The following is a 16,896-nucleotide window of genomic DNA, read 5'->3' as shown; positions in this document are numbered from 1 at the left end:
GATTTCTTTTTCAGCTTTTTATTCTTTTTTTTCTATTGGATTCATAATCTTCGAAAATCATCTCCCCCAGTCCTTTTAATCCGGTATAAAAGGCTTTTCCTTGATTAGCATAAGTAAATTCCCGGACAAACTGCATAAGATAAGGGTCTTTAGCGATCATAAAGGTAGTAATCGGTATATGTAATTTTCTGGCTTGCTGTGCCATCATATAACACTTGCTTACAATATGCCTATCCAATCCATTACTGTTTTTATAATATTCTCCATTAGGCAGTTTTAAGCAACTGGGCTTTCCATCGGTAACCATAAAGATCTGTTTATTGGTATTTCTCTTACGCCTTAATATATCCATTGCTAATTGCAACCCTGCTACTGTATTGGTATGATAGGGACCTACTTGCAAATATGGCAAGTCTTTAATAGCAATCGGCCAAGCATCGTTTCCGAATACTAATATATCCAAGGTATCCTTGGGATATCGGGTAGTTATCAATTCGGCTAGTGCCATTGCTACTTTCTTAGCCGGAGTGATTCTGTCTTCTCCGTATAAAATCATACTATGACTAATATCAATCATCAACACCGTACTCATCTGTGCCTGAAAACGGGTCTCTTCCACCACCAGATCATTTTCTGTTAGATGTAGCTCTCCTATCCCGTGATTGATTTGTGCATTTTTTAAACTCTCCGTCATAGAAATATGCTCCAAAGCATCCCCATATTGATAGCTTCTAAACTCTCCAGCTTGCTCATCACCAGTCCCGATATACTGGGTACGGTGATTACCCCGTCCACTTCGCTTTAATTTCCCGAAAATCTGATCCAATGCACGCTTTCGTATGGCTTGTTCTGTTTTAGCAGTAATGGATAGTTTTCCTTTCCCGTCCGGTTGCAGCTCTTCTCTCAGATATCCTTTTTTCTTTAGGTCTTCTATAAAATCATCCAAAGTATATGACGCATCGGTTAGCTGGTATTCTTTATCTAATTCCCGTAACCAATCCAGTGCCTCATCAAAATCCCCTGAGGTATGAGTAATCACCTCCTGAAAGATTTCAAACAGCTTCTCAAAAGGAGATTGTTCCGGAGCCTGATAAGGTGTAAAGTGAAACCCATTTATAAATTTGTTTTTTTTCTTTTTCATATCGCTAATTCTTTTACTGGTATCCCATCAGTAATTGATGAGTTTACTATCAAAATTAATAGCCCTATAAATGTAAGATTTTTTTATTTTGTTATAACAATACACCTCTTCTGTACAAGCACACGAGGTATGCTATAGGAAATGAGAGTTAATTCAAAACTAAATGAATAGCATTTATATCTGGATGAACGTATAAACCTATTCTCTAAATAATAATTATAGTGTTACTGTTTAGATAGATTATTTGCTGTTAGTATGGTAATCAATTTCTTTTGTTTATTTTTTTATATTTATACAAAAAGGGAATCTTAGTGATTGAAAAAAGCAGTATCCAAACGATACTGATTCTTTCTTATATCGCTATAACATTAATCAACTCATGATTTTATTTTTTGGTACGCATTCCATCCGCATAAAAACATATACACATAGAGATATTGGAGTGGATGATTCATATAGTCATCTGACATTTCAATTGTATCAGACATTCTTCTTTATCTTTTTTATTCCGGTATTTCCTACATATCGATATTGGAAAGCAATACATACCTCAACTCGAGAAGAGGTAGGTGCTGATGCTGAAATTTATGCTCACTTAGATGCTATAGAAGCAAAAAAGAAAGAACCTCTATGGACATACTTGGGTACTTTTGTAATTCTTACTCCCTTCCTTCTTATTGTCGGTTTTTTACTATGGTTATTCATTGCCAATCTCTCCTCCGAACTAAAAAACTCCGTCGAAAAAGGAATTCAGACCATAGAAAAAAGAAAAGAACACAATCAGGCTAACTCAGCAACTATTGAGAAAATCAAACATACTCAGAAAGGGGATATCTACCATATCAAAATGATCGAAATGATCCCTCATGCTGATGTAAATGGGAAAAACAGTGGATTCACAAAAGGAGAACGAGAAGAACTGGAGTATCTTGTATCCAAAGTATCAGAAAATACCATCGAATTAACCTTTGTTAAATCTCGCGGAACACTTACTGCGGATCTCCTGTTGAAAAAAATGGTATCGCTTTCTAAAGATGACTTGATTCAAATCTCTAAAACATATAAAACGGTCCCTTTATATACCCTGACAGCTATGAAGAATAAAAGTTCAGAAGCTGTTTTTGCTATAGAAAAAATCATACAAAAACAGCCATAATTTGGGATTCTGGTTATCTGATCAGGTCGTTTTCTAACAGAGAATAAATCTCGCTATCCAGGTATTCGCCATTATAATAATAATGTTCTCTAAAATAGGCTTCTTTTTGAAACCCAATTCCTTTTAATACTTTTCTGGAATTATTATTGTCTGGGTTAATATTTGCTTCAATACTATGTAGCTTTAGTTTGGTAAACCCAAAATGCAGAATTGTTTTCATCGCTTCTTTCATGTATCCTTTCCCCCAAAAATCAGGATGCAAAGAATATCCGATTTCTGCCCTCGAATTTCGCCTGTTTACTTTCCAAAAAGAAAAATCCCCTATAAATTGATCCGTGTTTTTTTCTATCAGCACCCAAAAAAGTCCTTCTTTTTTTTGATATGTTTTCAAATTAAGAGTTACAAATTTTTCAGTGTCTGCTATTGTATGATGCAAAACAGTATCCATATACTGCATTGCTTTGACGTTGGATCGAATTGAATATATTTCCGAAGCATCGGTCAAAACCAGGGACCTCAGGGTTAATCGTGTTGTTTCCAAAACCGGAAAGTCTTCAAAATATTGTTCATTAATCATTTGGTGTCTTCTATATTAATTTTCTAACTCCTGATAAGCAGGTAGTAACTTTCCCCATTCATTTAATTTCCATAAAACGGTGACCAACTTCTTCCCTATTTCCGTTAAGGTATACTCTACTCTGGGAGGTAACTCATGAAAGGATGTTTTCTCTAAAAGCCCATCATTAACCATTTCGCTGAGTTGCTGATTGAGCACTCTTCTATCAACTTTTTCGATTCCTCTAAGAAATTCACTGGGGCGTTTTTTTCCTTCATGAATCTGCCAGATAATAGGTATTTTCCATTTTCCGCTGATCGTATGCACAGCTGTTTCTAATGGGCAGTTTTTATTTTTCTCTGAATTCCCCTCTTTTTTCATAAGATTGACTTTTTTATCCCATAGGGACTTCCTTATGCGGTATTGCTATTTCTATCATTCTTATATAGCTTTGTTCTATCAATTATTTGATAATCGAGCTATACCTCCAAAAATATACAACATTATGCACGATGATTGTTCTCATTCTTTAAAAAAAACACTCCCGGATGCCATCCGAAACAGAAAAGGTCCCAGAAAAAAAGAAGATATCCCTAAGAAAGTGCTGGAACTATTGAATAAGGGAATCATAGCATCTGTAAACCTAACCGAATGGCTCGCTGTAAATCACATCGAGCTAATTACTTCTAATTTCCCTAGTTTGGGAATACCACAACAGGTACTCAATACTTGCCTACAAAAGCTGGAAGCATTAAAAAAGCCTTCTACAATGAATACAATACGTACTATCGGAGAGGCAATATATACTTATACTGAAGCTACTAATGAGACAGATTACTTTATTGATAAGTTATCCAATCATCCTTCGGATAGCATTCGCTGTTATACCCCATATATTATCGCTTTATATTCCACACTGCGCTTTGAAGAGAAGCTGGATCTCGCCAGACCTCTTATCAAAGATCCACATTTTGGAGTTAGAGAAGTCGTATGGATGGCATTACGTCCCGAGTTAATACTTCATATCGATATAGCAATTCCTTTCTTAAGTCATTGGGCAAAGGATCAACATGAGTATATCAGGCGGTTTACAACTGAAATTACGCGTCCCCGAGGTGTTTGGTGTACTCATATTACAACTCTTAAAGAACACCCTGAACAAGGACTTCCTATTCTCTCTCTATTAAAATCTGACACTTCTATTTATGTCCAAGACAGTGTAGGAAACTGGTTAAATGATGCGAGTAAATCTGCTCCTGATTTTGTACTTCAATTATGCAACGAGTGGAACCAAACATCTCCTACTAAAGAAACAAAAAGAATCATAAAAAAAGCTTTACGAACGCTTCAAAAGAAATAATTAGCTATACCCATTTTGCCTTTATTTCTTTGTACCTGGTTCTTCCTATGGGTAATAAGGTTCCATCTTTAAGTTCAGCTTCGTACTTACTTCCTGGTTTTACCAAAATTTCTTTTACCTCCGCAATCTTTACCAAATATGACTTATGAATTCTTTCAAAAGTCTCTGGTAACAATTGTTCGAGTTTTTCCAGGGATTTATCATGTAATTCTTTTCTCCCGTTTTTCAAAAAAATCTCAGTATATGTACCTGCCCCTTTTATAAACACAACCTCTTCGACAGGAATTAACTGAATACTCCCTCGCTTTTTTATCCCTAAAAACTTCATGTGTCCATTACTGGCTTTTTCTTTGGTCAATACTCTCTCAAATGCCTGCTCTAACCGATGTTGATTAAATGGTTTGGGAATAAAATCCAATACTCCATATTCGAATGCCTCTATTGCTCGATCTTTATAAGCAGAGATAATAACCGTATGGAACGATTCTGAAATCGCAGTACCTAATATATCGAAACCATTATCTCCATTGAGATTCAGGTCTAATAAAACTAAATCCAGCGGATATTGTTTTATGTACTCCAGAGCTTCTTGTAACTCATCTACACGATGTAATGAATAAGAAGTGTTCTTAAAAAAATCTTTAGTCATCCGCTCGATTCTTTTAGCAATTCGGGTTTCATCTTCTACTATAAGAATATTCATCATTTATCGGTTTATACAAATTTTATTTTTCCATCCCTCGGATACTGCTTCTGAAGAGAAATGCCAATTAGTGCCGTAACTTTCTTTTAATCGCGCTTTTATATAACGGATCCCCGTTCCTTCTTTTATTTTTTTTAATGGATTTCTCACTTTGGCTATGGTAAGAAAAGTATAGCAGATATGTGTGTTGTGTTCTTCATATAACAACTTAAATCCAATTCGATTATCTGCTAAAGGAGTACAATGTGTAACTCCATTTTCTAACAATGTATGTAATATGGCTGGAGGAATTTCTTCCTCTTCCTGAATCCCTTCTTCTTCCCAGATATAAGTGATTTCTTTTCTATATTCCATCACCTCCAGGTGTGTTTTGCACAATGCAATCTCTTGATGAATCGGAATAAGTGTTTTATTTTCTATTTGATTCAGTAAATCAAACTCAGCTGCCAGAGCTTCAATAAACTCTACTCCTTTTTTAGGGGATTCTTCTACCCAATCCATCAAAGAGGTAAGACTGTTCATAATAAAATGAGGTTGGATATTTTTTTTGAGCAATGCCAACCGAAGTCTGGTAGATTGCAACAGTGATTTTTCATAAGCGACTCGTTGATCTTTCGTTTTTACAGACAAAATATAAAACATCCCTAAAACAATTACCCCAAAACCTGCAAAAAGACTGGTATCATAATGGGTTATTGAATTAATCAACCAACATAGCAACAATGCCAGTAGTACAATAAAACTTCCTTTTTGTTTTCTATATATTCCGAATAGTACAATCCCCAGCGAAAAAACCCACATACATATTCCTAGTTGATAGGCTGTATAGTCATAACTGGTATGATCTACCCAGAATACGATAAGCAACACTACCAGGTAGGCTATAAAAATGTTTTTTTGTTTGGGATATGGAAACTGTAAGGTAAAATACAAGGGAACCAATATAGCAATAAAGAAAGTTAGAAACCCTATAATCTCTAATCGAATATGATGCTGGCTATAATGTATGGGAATATAGGTTCTGATAAACTCCATTATAATCAATGCAAAAAACAGGAAACAGCTACCTCCAAAAATCAACACAGGATATTCTTTTTTGTTTCCCAGGTAAAGAAAGAAAAAATATAAGGCTGCTAATAAAAAAGCTCCGGCAAAAATGTGCATAAAAGCAGTATTAATCAAAGGAAACTTAACCAGGTATTCAAAATCGTGAAGCCATACCTTAAAACCATAAGCATGCTTAGGATAGTACAATAAACTTTTTCGGATAGCCAATACATGCTTCCCTTCGGTTGTAAGTTCTTTAGGGATGGCAAAAATCGCCCACATTCTGCCTGATGGTTCTGATACAGCCTCTTTCCCTGGATTCCCATTTCTACCAACTAGCTGTCCGTCCCAATACACCTCATACTCTCCAAAACTATTAAACTGCATCCCATAAGTAGTCAAAGGAGCAGGTGCCTTCTTAATATCGATTACTGTTCTTGCCCAAAAAATTTCTCCTCCTTCTATATTGATCTCTTTCTTCCATAATCGATCATCAAAATGAGTAGCAGCCCACTCTTCCTGATCTCCAATCATATATCGTGTTTCTCCTCTTTCATGGATATTATCGATCGTACATGACATGTTTAGGAAAAGTCCCATCAAAAGGAAAAAGATTCTGAACAAATTCGCCTTCATAGCATATGATTTTTTGATATGATAAAATTAAGGCAAAAAAACAGGAAGTATGAGCAGTTCATAAATCTATAGAGCAGTTGACATAATAATCCTTGTGAAACATATCATTGGCTACGATTTTTATCCTGTCAAATCAAAAAACAACAGATATGAATCGAATCATTATGTTCTTGTTATTCTTATGGGGATTTCAAGCAACCTTAGCTGCACAACAAGTCAAAACCGGAGAAATTAGTGGAACGGTAATTGAACAGGCAACAGGAACTCCTCTTCCATTTGCCTCAGTCGTTATAAAAAATCAACAACAGAAAATAATAGAGGGGGTGATTACGAATGAACAGGGTATTTATATCATTCCTGATATTCCTATCGGAACCTATTTTATGGAAGTTTCTTATAATGGGTTTACAACGTATACAGCAACCGTCGAACTTCCAAAACATCAGAAATTCCCTGTTATTGCTTTGGTACAGGATACCACCCAATTAGATGAGGTGGTAGTGACCGGAGAAACTTCTGAGGTATCCTTAAAATTAGATAAGAAAGTATTTACTGTCGGAAAGGATGTTTTATCTCAAAGTGGTTCTGTAACGGATGTATTGGATAATGTCCCTTCTGTTACAGTAGATCCTGGTGGAGCTATTAATCTAAGAGGAAATGCCAATGTTACAATCCTGATTAACGGGCGTCGTTCTGGACTTACGTCTTCTCAGGCTTTAGAACAAATTCCTTCTGACAATGTTGCCAGAATAGAAGTTATTACAGCTCCTTCTTCTAGATATGATGCATCAGGTACTGCCGGAATTATCAATATTATCCTGAAAAAGAACACAAAAAATGGATTTACAGGACAAGTCCGGCTTCGCGGAGGAATTCCTCAGGATTTTAGAATCTCAGGAAGTCTTAATTACAAAACTGATAAGATCAATTTTTTTAGTACTATCGGAGTGCGATCTACGGATTATATTGGAGTCTATTCCAGGTTTCAGCAAACTTCGGATGACAATGGTACAGTAACACTGAATCAGCGACAAGATGAGAATCGTCATGATGGAGGAAAACATCTATATCTTGGGTTTGATTACTTTATTAATCCAACCAATACGTTTACCACCGCTTTTCAAAGAAATCAAATCGAAGATACCGATGCGACTACTTTTATATATGACTATAGTAGTGATACAGCCGCAATCGTTGATAGTACCCTTGTATCAAAGGGAAATTCTAAAGAAAATAGATCTTACAACCAATTAGAAATGAATTACACCAAATCATTCAAAAAAGAAGGGCAAAAACTAACTGTAGATCTTCAGTATGATTTTTGGGATAGTACAAAAAAATGGAATGTTATCACCGAAAAAGAATTTCCCGATACTATAGACATCATTAATTTCAGAACAACTGACTCCGATAAAAATAATGATATTGTTATACAATCCGATTACATAACCCCCATAGGAGTTTCTTCTAAACTGGAAATAGGTGCTAAATTCGAGAACAGACATGTACGGGATGGATTTCTCGCAGAGGAATTCAAAGATGATACATATCAGCTAATTGACAATCTTGATAATTCTCTAACCTATGATGAGCGTATTACTGGAGGATATGTACAATATAGCACGACCTTGAAAGCTTTTCATATACTAACCGGATTACGAATAGAAGATACACATATCGGAATCAAGGATGATCTGGGGAATTTTAATGCAACAAATAGGTATACCAACTTTTTCCCAAGTATTACCTTAGATTATACGCTTAATGAACAAACACGTTTGGGGAGTAGTTATAGTAAACGAATTAACAGACCGCGTCTTTTTTCTTTAAACCCTTTTTCTACACTGGAAGATTTTAATACTCGTTTTTATGGAAACCCAACCCTACAACCTTCTTATACAGACATAATAGAAATATCTGCTGTTCGAAAGAGTGCAAAACTGACACTCTCTCCCAGTCTTTATTATTCACATACAACGGATAATACTTTTTGGTATACTTCACAAAACCCTTCTGGTATTTTTGAAACACGAATTATCAACCTGACTTCTGAAGATCGCTACGGGGCGGAACTGTCTCTGTCTTACTCACCCCTAAAATGGCTTTCTTTATCCGGGGATATGAATGCCTATCATTTTACAACCAAAGGTAGGATCAATGATCAAGACTTAACAGCTTCAAATATGACCTGGTACACCAATATCAGTAGTCGATTCAAAATTCCTGGACGTATTACATTACAAAGTAGATTTCATTACAGAGGTCGCATAGAAAATGCTCAATCTACAGTAAAACCTATGGCATATATCAATATGGGAGTAAGTAAAAAAATGTTTAAAAACCGAGCCGTACTACTTTTTAATGTGACAAATGTATTTGACAGCAGAAAGTATAAAGAAGAAACCAGAGGTACTGATTTCTTTGTCAATCAAATAGCTAGTCGTAATGCTGCCAGATGGTCACTGAGTTTCGTCTATAAGTTTAATGGAAATAGCGAATATAAAAACAGAAGGGCCAAACGAAGTAACAGAAACTAACTAAAACCCCCACCATCACCTTTTAATTTGTCATGGTGGGGTATTTGTTTTTCTTTGAATATCCTTATCTCCCTACAACATGCTTGGATACTTTCCCTTCCCTTACATCAGTTATCGCTTTGTTTATTTTTATTTCATCATCGGACATCGCATCGATAATACTCTTGAAAAATGCCTGTGTTTCTCTGGGATACTTTAAATCAATATGAGGAGGGATTCCCTTTCCTTCGTAATTATTCTCTTTGGTATCCAGATACACCTCATTAGACAATCCTATCTCCCATCCATTAGGCAGTATTTTATCTAATACATCCGAAAAAATTCCTTCTGTATTCGTTCCTATTCTCGTAACATGAGGCAAGTTTAGTGAACTTAATACCATAATTTCTGTAGCACTGGCAGATTGTCCCGAAGTTAATAAGTAAACCGGTTTTAGATATGCTTGCTCGGCAGCTTCTAGATAAATTTTATTCGGTTTAGTATATGCCTGTTTATGTTTTGCTTTTTTAGTAAAAACATGTTGTCGCTTCTGATTAAAACGTTTCATAATACTTAATGCGACTTCATCTTTTCCTCCTCCATTAAAACGAACATCCAATACTAATGCATCCGCAGTATTGAGATCTGAAAACACCTGATCTAATGTTTTGTTAATCCCTGCTACTTCTTTTTTTGTATGTGCTGCTGAAGACATTTCTTCAAAAGCTTCAAAATAGGCATTCCAATAGTCTTCTCCCTGTACACTGTCTAATTTTGGAAAATAAACATGTCCCATCATTAAGTTTATCTGTAGATAGCCTAATGAATCATTGAGCTTTCCCCATCTCATTACCCGGCTATTTTTAGTTAGTTCTTTGTCTTTCAGGTAATGATCTCCCACTAGTTTTGCTACCGAAAAATCACTGTATCTCGTTATTGATGTATCTACAGGCTGAGATGGCTCACGTAAACTATCTGCTTGATCTTCTATTTCCTCAGGTGCTTCGATATCTATATGGCCGTCATTAAACTGATCCAGCATCTCTTCCATAATCATAAATAATTCAGGAGCGGAAGTTTGTGTTGTTATCTTACTTTTAGTTTGTGTATATAGGCTGTCCCATTTGATATTTCTCATTTCAAAATACGCATAATGTTCTTTGAAAATACTAGCTAATACTTCGAAATTATAAAGTGCATCTTGTTTTTTGGTTTCATCCATGGCAACACACTGTTGAGGAAATTCATCTCTTCTTACAAACTGATATATATTAATCCCATCTTTGAGTTGCAATGTATCATCTTTGATTCGTAACTCATCTCCTAACCCCGTAATTTCCTCTTCCATAATCGGATAGCATGAAATCGCACTTGTTTCATAAAGGGTTATATGATCTTTTTTGATGTGGGCTAAGCGACCATATCCAATCGATTCCCATATACCATCTAATGATGCTTCCTGTTCTTTCTCTTTCTTCTTCTCTTGACAAGAAATAACAAATAGCAAAAGAAGGCACCCCATTATAACTGATAATTTATTGTTCATAGGTTATTAGTTTTATATACAATCTATTTTATGTTTGTGCATGTTTATTCTGATGTATTATTTATACGTGTTGATCGATGAGTATAGGATTTCCATCAGGGTCAATCAAGACTAAACTGGCAGGTCCGGTAGTATTTTCATCTGCTTTGGTTTCTGGTGATATCCCATAAGCAATTAAACGTTGCTGAATAGTTCTTACATCCTCAAAGTCCTGTAATGGAGTGGCATTTTCATCCCAACCAGGGTTAAATGTCAGGATATTTTTTTCGAACATTCCCTGAAACAACCCTACTAATGCTTTCTCATTTTTCATGATGAGATAGTGTTTTTCTATGGATCCAGCAAAAACTGAAAACCCTAATTTTTCATAAAACGTTTTGGAGACCTGAATATCTTTTACATTCAGACTTATTGAAAAAGCGCCTAATTTCATTGTGTTGTTTTTAGTTATTATTACTTTTTGTTTTTGATCTCTGGTATCTATTACATATAAAAATATACCATAAGATTGCTTCAGTGGTAAGATACTCAATAATAAAACAATAAAAACACGCTGAATTATAAACTAGTTATTACCTCTTTATAGAGTAATATCTAAACCTGTTTTTACCCGTTCTAATGTAACATAGGTTTCGAAACGTTTCACATTATTATTAGCAAAAAACAATTCACGAGTTAACCGTTCATAATCTCCCATGGTAGGAACGACTATAGTTAGTACAAAATCGCCTTTGCCTGTTACATAATAACATTGCTGTACTTCTGGACAGTTTTTAAACTTTTCTTTGGCTTCATCTACCAATTCTAAACGCTCGTGCTCCAAGGTGACAATCACAAATAATGTTACTGCTAGTCCTACTTTTAGAGGATCAATTACTGCAATATTCGATTGAATAACACCTGCTGCTGTCATTTTTTTTATTCTCCTCTGTACAGCAGCTGCAGATAAATGTACTTTTTCTCCTATTTCTTTCTGTATAGTTGTGTTATTCTTTTGTATAATTTTTAAAATTTCTATATCAAACGTATCCAGTGCTTCCATTTTTCATATTTACCACACAATATGCAATAAAATTTCATTTTACCTGCAATAATAGAAGAAAAAATACCATTACAACGAATTAAATTTGCATCAAATACAAAAACATGAATAAAAAATCCATAAAAAAGGCTTCTTTCTATATCAATACACCAATGAATAGACGTACAAACACAGATAAAGAGATCACACTTGCTGCTCACGATGCATTCCGGTTTCATACAACTCTTCCTAATTATAAGGCAACCCCATTAATTCAATTACCTCTATTAGCTAAAAAATACAATATTGGAAATCTGTATATAAAAGACGAATCATATCGTTTTGATTTAACTGCTTTTAAAGTACTTGGAGCTTCTTATGCCATTCATATACTACTCGAAGAAAAACCATCGATTTCTACTTTTTGTACAGCTACAGATGGCAATCATGGACGGGCAGTAGCGTGGGCGGCTAAATTATTTGATAAAAAAGCCGTAGTCATTGTTCCCAGAGATACGACTCCCTTGCGTATACATGCGATTGAGCAAGAAGGAGCTACGGTAATACAAGTGGATGGAACATATGATTATGCATGTCAATTTGCAGCACATATCAGTATCGAAAACAATTGGGAATTAGTACAAGATATGGCATGGAAAGGATACGAAACAATTCCTGCTCATATCATGGCTGGATATACGACTCTTTTTCGTGAAATAACCGCCGAATTAGCTTCTCTCTCTTCTTCCATAGATATCGTTTTCTTACAGGCAGGTGTGGGTAGCTTTGCCGGAGCCGGAATTAATTATTACTTAGATATGTATGGAGAAAATCGCCCAAAAATTATTATTGTAGAACCTATAGAAGCTGATGCAATTCTCACTTCACTACAAAATGGAAAAATCAAAACCTCTAATGGTAATAGTGAAACTATTATGGCAGGACTCAATTGTGGTACGCCTTCATTAGGTGCCTGGAATCTATTAAAAAACGGGATCGATGCTTCTATATCTATTGAAGATTATTATACTGAAAAAGCTATAAGAGAGCTATATTACCCAACAGGATCGGACCCTAGGATTTATGCTGGAGAATCTGGTGCAGCAGGTCTTGCTGGTTTTATTGCTATAATGAATGATCCTAAGCTACGTCACCTACAAGAGATACTTACTATCACCTCTTCATCATCTATTCTTTTTATTAATACAGAAGGAATAACTGATTACAATTCATTCCAGCAAATAATTCGTAAAAATGATGGGGGTACACCTTTCTAATAAGAATATAATCATAAATAACATATATCATGGAAGCTATTCAAAACTTTAACTTATTTATAATCATGACCTTAATTTTCATGATTACTCCTGGAATTGATACTATATTTATACTAAATAAGTCCATCTCTAAGGGTAGAAAAGCCGGTTATTTTGCTACTTTCGGAATTAATATTGGGGCATTATTACATACGCTTCTAGCCAGCCTAGGTCTTTCTATACTTATTTCACAATCTGATGTTCTATTTCTTTTTATAAAATATGCTGGTGCATTATACCTATCTTATATAGGAATCAATAATCTCCTAGCAAAGAACAAACTACCTTTAAAAAAAAGTAAAAAAATAAACACCAATGACAAACACTTTATTTCTGGAGTTATGACAAATCTATTAAACCCAAAAGTCGCTTTATTTTTTATGGCTTTTTTTCCTCAATTTATTACTAAAAATGAAATCGACTCTCCTATCCCATTTATCATTTTAGGTGTAATTTATATATTAATTAGTACGCTTTGGTATTTACTTTTAACAATTATAGCAGCATGGATCTCTGTTAAATTACAACAGAACACATCGTTTTATAATTATTTAAATAAAATATCTGGTATTACATATATTATTATGGGACTAAAAATTGTTTTGATGAAGAAATAATATTTTATTCTACTCTATAAATTATTTTATGTTTTACTATCCATCGATCCATATTCATCTCAATCAAAAAACCAATAGTAATCAAACCATACAAAAAGGCATTAGAAATCAATAGTAATAATCCATAAAAAAAATGAACCTTATAATTTATAGTTTTATAAAAAAAAGTAAAAAATGGTCCCATTACAACACTAAACGTAATAATACCAAACCCTATAAAAACAGGAAGATAAACAGATGAAATACTTTTATCTATTCTCAAAATTTCATTCAAATAAATCCCGAAAGCAACAATTATATTGAGTACCCCCAAAAAGTATGGAATTGTATAAAAACTATCAAAAAATCCTTCTGAAAAAATAAAAAAACAGCAATAGGAAATCGCATGAAGCAGCATCAAAGCTTTAACAATTAATCTATTGGTATTATTTACAATATAACTTAGAAATACATAGGTATATAAAAGATCACTAAAAACGCAATAAATGTTATAAATCCATATGTTACCTTTTAATAATACGCTCTTTTTTAAAAGCATATATCTATCATCGAAAATTCCTAATTCTAATAAAAGAAAGGGAATATTTGATATAAAAACTTCCAAAAAAACTGTCACCCATAAAAAATAAACAAAATATATTATCCCTTTATTTACAACATGTTTTTTTATATAACAAGTTCCTATAATAGCAGCTAATAACTCTAACAAATAGATTGCAATACTGAAGTCCATAAATATATTTTTGCCCTGTTGGTTTTAAGAGTATTGTATAAGCACTTCTATAAAAGTAATAAACCTTTCATAACTTTATAAAAATGGGTTATAAATATAAATAGAAAAACAATCTTATTTTAGAAATTATCCCGTCAGGTTTTTAATACATTTTTCTCGTAACATCCAAATTGTTTCAAAATCGAGTTCCATATTGTTTTCTTCAATCCAGTCTTTTAGAAATGTCTTGTGATACGCTACTTTATAAGTAGCAACCTGTTCGGGGCGGATTTCTTTTTCTATTAATATATCCTTTTCTATTTTAGTAATATCCGATTTTATAGTGGTTCCGTCAAAACGAGCTGTTCCTATTTTTAAATAACAATGTGCTTCAGGAATAAAATTCAATGAATGATCTGTCAGAACCGTTCCTATACCAGGAGTATTCGTTTGATTCATTTTATACATCCCCAACAACAAGGTTACATCAGGAATATTATTTAGATCCGCCATTTTTTTTAAAAACGCATGTTTAGAACTACATGTTCCTTTTTTTTCTAGCAGTACTAAATCTGGATTCTTCCTATTCTTATTTCTACCATATGGTAATGCGCTAACATAATGAAGTAATGCATTCCAGGAAAGTACTCCTTGACTAGTAATTGTTTTTGTAAGTAAATCATCCGAAATCAATGTATAGTCCATATCCAAGATTATTATACTGCTTGAAAGATACGCATATCTCTGTATATCTATTACTTATTTTATTAATTATTCCTTCTATTCATATTGTATAAAATATCTTTTGTATTTTGAATATTGCTACGCTTCAATATCCTTTTCTTTAAAAGAAATTAAAAAAAAAATATACAGTAGTGTCCAAAAACTAAGGAGTAGATTGTCTTTATAATAAACTACAAATGAAATGAGCTATCGAAAACATATTGGTATCCACCAAAATGATTACGGGTGAATTTCATCTGATAGTTAGAAATCAATTAAAAAAATAACAGATGAAAAAATTTATTTTATTATTACGAGATGAGTTAGAAACCTTACAACAATTATCTCCTAAAGAAATAGAGAACCTGGTACAATCACATATGGAATGGGCACAAAAATTAGAAGAAAAGAAATTCTTAATCTCTGGAGATGGATTAGAAGAAAAAGGAGTCCTCATTCAGGGCAAAGATTGTATTATCAAAGATGGTCCTTATATAGAATCCAAAGAGATGATAGGCGGGTATTATTTATTACAAGCAGAAACGTTGGAAGAGATTATTGAAATTGCTAAAGAATGTCCGTGTCACCTATGGGGAGGCACAACAGAAATCAGACCCATTATGGACTATGATGCCTAAAAAAAACATACATTATAGTACTATAGCAATTAATTTCAGAACATTGTACGGGAAGCTTTTCGCTTCCCTTTATAAACAATTTAATACGATTCCTGTTTATTACATCGAGGAGGCGATTCAGAATGCGTTTTACAAAGCATTAAAAAGCTGGAAACACAATGCAATACCTAAACAACCGGAGAATTGGTTTTTTATCGTCGCCAAAAACGATTTATTAAATCAACTAAAAAAAACTACCTATGCGATTGCTGATAAAACTCTTTCTACAGATACAGAACAAGAAATTGAAACGACCAAAGATCTCCGCTTAGAAACCTTATTATATTTTGCTTCTCTACCTTTCATTTCTCCTGAATCCAAGTTGCTGTTTATTCTCAAAAATCTTTTTGGGTTGCATGTAAAAGAAATTAGTTCCTGTACATTAATTGAGCAGGAGACCATATACAAGCGTATTAGCAGAACTAAAAAGAAAATTCAGCAACAAAAATTGCAAAATCCTTTAACTGTTGTTCGTCTTACTCCAGAAACACTTGCTGTCACAGAAGAGATATTATACGCGGTATTTAATCTAGGCTTTGACTCCATACATGAAAAAAACGAAGAACTGGTTAATGAAGACATATGTTTAGATGCGATGGCTCTATTAAAAAAACTACTAGAAAAAACGAAAGAAACTTCTACCAGAAACCTGTTTAGTTTATTCTGTTTTCACATTGCTCGCTTACAAACAAAACAGGCCAATAATATACCTATTCCTTTTTTTAAACAAGAACGAAGTCAATGGGATCAACGTTTTATTCACTTGGGGTTTCAATACCTCAATAAACCTCAAAAACTCACCAAGTTTTATATAGAGGCCGTAATGATCAGTAATCATATGACCACTCCCCGTTTTGATCATGCATATTGGGAAGACATTACGTATTACTATCGATTACTTACCGATATCACAACTTCTCCTATCCCTAAAATCAACCTATGTTATTGTCTTCATAAAATCAATAAAACGGAGGAAGCTATACAAATACTTAACAACATCAAACATCAGCTCCCCGAAAATCACCTTTATTACACTTTGGTTTATGCAGAATTGGTCAAAGACACATCTCCTAAAACTACCTCTTCTTTATTAGATACATTACTGGAAACACTTCCGCAATCATTTAGAAAAAAATATATTCTGGAGCAGCTACTGTCTGAGTAAAAAT

The 16,896-nt window shown here is 33.9% G+C and carries 17 protein-coding genes; 7 read left to right on the top strand and 10 right to left on the bottom strand.

The annotated features are described in order from the left end of the window. Positions 1-10: 10 nt before the first annotated feature. Positions 11-1,141: a vWA domain-containing protein gene (locus ACFSTE_RS16150; protein WP_176030622.1), complete on the bottom strand. Its 1,131-nt coding sequence runs from the start codon at positions 1,139-1,141 to the stop codon at positions 11-13. Between the two features lie 379 nt (positions 1,142-1,520). Here ACFSTE_RS16150 and ACFSTE_RS16145 point away from each other — a divergent pair, with 379 nt between their 5' ends. After that, positions 1,521-2,297: a hypothetical protein gene (locus tag ACFSTE_RS16145; protein WP_176030623.1), complete on the top strand. Its 777-nt coding sequence runs from the start codon at positions 1,521-1,523 to the stop codon at positions 2,295-2,297. Between the two features lie 13 nt (positions 2,298-2,310). Here ACFSTE_RS16145 and ACFSTE_RS16140 read toward each other — a convergent pair whose 3' ends face one another. Both ACFSTE_RS16140 and ACFSTE_RS16135 read right to left on the bottom strand, forming a co-directional pair. Further along, positions 2,311-2,874, bottom strand: coding sequence for a GNAT family N-acetyltransferase (locus tag ACFSTE_RS16140; RefSeq protein WP_378254347.1), 564 nt, complete (start codon positions 2,872-2,874; stop codon positions 2,311-2,313). Between the two features lie 15 nt (positions 2,875-2,889). Further along, positions 2,890-3,234 carry a winged helix-turn-helix transcriptional regulator gene (locus ACFSTE_RS16135; protein ID WP_378254345.1) on the bottom strand — a complete coding sequence of 115 codons (345 nt, stop codon included), beginning with the start codon at positions 3,232-3,234 and terminating at the stop codon, positions 2,890-2,892. A gap of 124 nt (positions 3,235-3,358) precedes the next feature. On the opposite strand from ACFSTE_RS16135, the gene ACFSTE_RS16130 reads away from it, so the two are divergent. After that, positions 3,359-4,213 (top strand): DNA alkylation repair protein, encoded by an 855-nt coding sequence (locus ACFSTE_RS16130; protein WP_378254343.1) that lies wholly within the window; start codon positions 3,359-3,361, stop codon positions 4,211-4,213. Between the two features lie 4 nt (positions 4,214-4,217). On the opposite strand, the gene ACFSTE_RS16125 is transcribed toward ACFSTE_RS16130, so the two are convergent. Together ACFSTE_RS16125 and ACFSTE_RS16120 are read right to left on the bottom strand one after the other, a co-directional pair. Then, positions 4,218-4,919: a LytR/AlgR family response regulator transcription factor gene (locus ACFSTE_RS16125; protein ID WP_378254341.1), complete on the bottom strand. Its 702-nt coding sequence runs from the start codon at positions 4,917-4,919 to the stop codon at positions 4,218-4,220. Beyond that, positions 4,920-6,599 carry a histidine kinase gene (locus ACFSTE_RS16120; RefSeq protein ID WP_378254339.1) on the bottom strand — a complete coding sequence of 560 codons (1,680 nt, stop codon included), beginning with the start codon at positions 6,597-6,599 and terminating at the stop codon, positions 4,920-4,922. Between the two features lie 149 nt (positions 6,600-6,748). Here ACFSTE_RS16120 and ACFSTE_RS16115 point away from each other — a divergent pair, with 149 nt between their 5' ends. Further along, a complete protein-coding gene (locus ACFSTE_RS16115; protein WP_378254337.1) occupies positions 6,749-9,136 on the top strand; it encodes a TonB-dependent receptor domain-containing protein in 2,388 nt (795 codons plus the stop codon). 64 nt (positions 9,137-9,200) lie between these two features. On the opposite strand, the gene ACFSTE_RS16110 is transcribed toward ACFSTE_RS16115, so the two are convergent. The 3 genes from ACFSTE_RS16110 to ACFSTE_RS16100 form a co-directional block, all read right to left on the bottom strand. Continuing rightward, positions 9,201-10,661, bottom strand: coding sequence for a S41 family peptidase (locus ACFSTE_RS16110; RefSeq protein ID WP_378254335.1), 1,461 nt, complete (start codon positions 10,659-10,661; stop codon positions 9,201-9,203). A gap of 61 nt (positions 10,662-10,722) precedes the next feature. After that, entirely contained in the window at positions 10,723-11,094 is a 372-nt protein-coding gene (locus ACFSTE_RS16105; protein WP_176030631.1) for a VOC family protein, read from the bottom strand. A gap of 147 nt (positions 11,095-11,241) precedes the next feature. Beyond that, on the bottom strand, positions 11,242-11,703 hold the full coding sequence (locus tag ACFSTE_RS16100; RefSeq protein ID WP_176030632.1) for an Lrp/AsnC family transcriptional regulator: 462 nt from the start codon (positions 11,701-11,703) through the stop codon (positions 11,242-11,244). A gap of 104 nt (positions 11,704-11,807) precedes the next feature. Between ACFSTE_RS16100 and ACFSTE_RS16095 the strand changes: the two genes are divergently transcribed. After that, positions 11,808-12,959 carry a diaminopropionate ammonia-lyase gene (locus ACFSTE_RS16095; RefSeq protein ID WP_176030633.1) on the top strand — a complete coding sequence of 384 codons (1,152 nt, stop codon included), beginning with the start codon at positions 11,808-11,810 and terminating at the stop codon, positions 12,957-12,959. Between the two features lie 29 nt (positions 12,960-12,988). Beyond that, positions 12,989-13,615 carry a LysE family translocator gene (locus tag ACFSTE_RS16090; protein ID WP_378254333.1) on the top strand — a complete coding sequence of 209 codons (627 nt, stop codon included), beginning with the start codon at positions 12,989-12,991 and terminating at the stop codon, positions 13,613-13,615. Positions 13,616-13,619: 4 nt separating this feature from the next. Here ACFSTE_RS16090 and ACFSTE_RS16085 read toward each other — a convergent pair whose 3' ends face one another. Next, the gene (locus tag ACFSTE_RS16085; protein WP_378298292.1) at positions 13,620-14,324 is read right to left on the bottom strand and encodes a hypothetical protein; all 705 of its coding nucleotides are present in this window, start codon (positions 14,322-14,324) and stop codon (positions 13,620-13,622) included. Between the two features lie 150 nt (positions 14,325-14,474). Then, positions 14,475-15,032: a hypothetical protein gene (locus tag ACFSTE_RS16080; protein WP_378254330.1), complete on the bottom strand. Its 558-nt coding sequence runs from the start codon at positions 15,030-15,032 to the stop codon at positions 14,475-14,477. 308 nt (positions 15,033-15,340) lie between these two features. On the opposite strand from ACFSTE_RS16080, the gene ACFSTE_RS16075 reads away from it, so the two are divergent. Beyond that, positions 15,341-15,688, top strand: coding sequence for a YciI family protein (locus ACFSTE_RS16075; protein ID WP_176030636.1), 348 nt, complete (start codon positions 15,341-15,343; stop codon positions 15,686-15,688). Continuing rightward, positions 15,678-16,892 (top strand): DUF6596 domain-containing protein, encoded by a 1,215-nt coding sequence (locus ACFSTE_RS16070; protein ID WP_378298291.1) that lies wholly within the window; start codon positions 15,678-15,680, stop codon positions 16,890-16,892. The genes ACFSTE_RS16075 and ACFSTE_RS16070 overlap by 11 nt, the downstream gene beginning before the upstream one ends. The last annotated feature ends 4 nt before the right edge of the window (positions 16,893-16,896 follow it).

The sequence above is a fragment of the Aquimarina hainanensis genome, assembly GCF_042684685.1.
Classification (GTDB): domain Bacteria; phylum Bacteroidota; class Bacteroidia; order Flavobacteriales; family Flavobacteriaceae; genus Aquimarina; species Aquimarina hainanensis.
This window is presented reverse-complemented; position numbering and strand designations above follow the sequence as displayed.

Bases quoted from the DNA above. Each gene is read 5' to 3' on its own strand.
- ACFSTE_RS16130 (WP_378254343.1), top strand. From the start codon at position 3,359: ATGCACGATGATTGTTCTCATTCTTTAAAAAAAACACTCCCGGATGCC.
- ACFSTE_RS16145 (WP_176030623.1), top strand. From the start codon at position 1,521: ATGATTTTATTTTTTGGTACGCATTCCATCCGCATAAAAACATATACA.
- ACFSTE_RS16125 (WP_378254341.1), bottom strand. From the start codon at position 4,919: ATGATGAATATTCTTATAGTAGAAGATGAAACCCGAATTGCTAAAAGA.
- ACFSTE_RS16075 (WP_176030636.1), top strand. From the start codon at position 15,341: ATGAAAAAATTTATTTTATTATTACGAGATGAGTTAGAAACCTTACAA.
- ACFSTE_RS16135 (WP_378254345.1), bottom strand. From the start codon at position 3,234: ATGAAAAAAGAGGGGAATTCAGAGAAAAATAAAAACTGCCCATTAGAA.
- ACFSTE_RS16110 (WP_378254335.1), bottom strand. From the start codon at position 10,661: ATGAACAATAAATTATCAGTTATAATGGGGTGCCTTCTTTTGCTATTT.
- ACFSTE_RS16070 (WP_378298291.1), top strand. From the start codon at position 15,678: ATGATGCCTAAAAAAAACATACATTATAGTACTATAGCAATTAATTTC.
- ACFSTE_RS16120 (WP_378254339.1), bottom strand. From the start codon at position 6,599: ATGAAGGCGAATTTGTTCAGAATCTTTTTCCTTTTGATGGGACTTTTC.
- ACFSTE_RS16100 (WP_176030632.1), bottom strand. From the start codon at position 11,703: ATGGAAGCACTGGATACGTTTGATATAGAAATTTTAAAAATTATACAA.
- ACFSTE_RS16150 (WP_176030622.1), bottom strand. From the start codon at position 1,141: ATGAAAAAGAAAAAAAACAAATTTATAAATGGGTTTCACTTTACACCT.
- ACFSTE_RS16140 (WP_378254347.1), bottom strand. From the start codon at position 2,874: ATGATTAATGAACAATATTTTGAAGACTTTCCGGTTTTGGAAACAACA.
- ACFSTE_RS16115 (WP_378254337.1), top strand. From the start codon at position 6,749: ATGAATCGAATCATTATGTTCTTGTTATTCTTATGGGGATTTCAAGCA.
- ACFSTE_RS16095 (WP_176030633.1), top strand. From the start codon at position 11,808: ATGAATAAAAAATCCATAAAAAAGGCTTCTTTCTATATCAATACACCA.
- ACFSTE_RS16090 (WP_378254333.1), top strand. From the start codon at position 12,989: ATGGAAGCTATTCAAAACTTTAACTTATTTATAATCATGACCTTAATT.
- ACFSTE_RS16105 (WP_176030631.1), bottom strand. From the start codon at position 11,094: ATGAAATTAGGCGCTTTTTCAATAAGTCTGAATGTAAAAGATATTCAG.
- ACFSTE_RS16080 (WP_378254330.1), bottom strand. From the start codon at position 15,032: ATGGACTATACATTGATTTCGGATGATTTACTTACAAAAACAATTACT.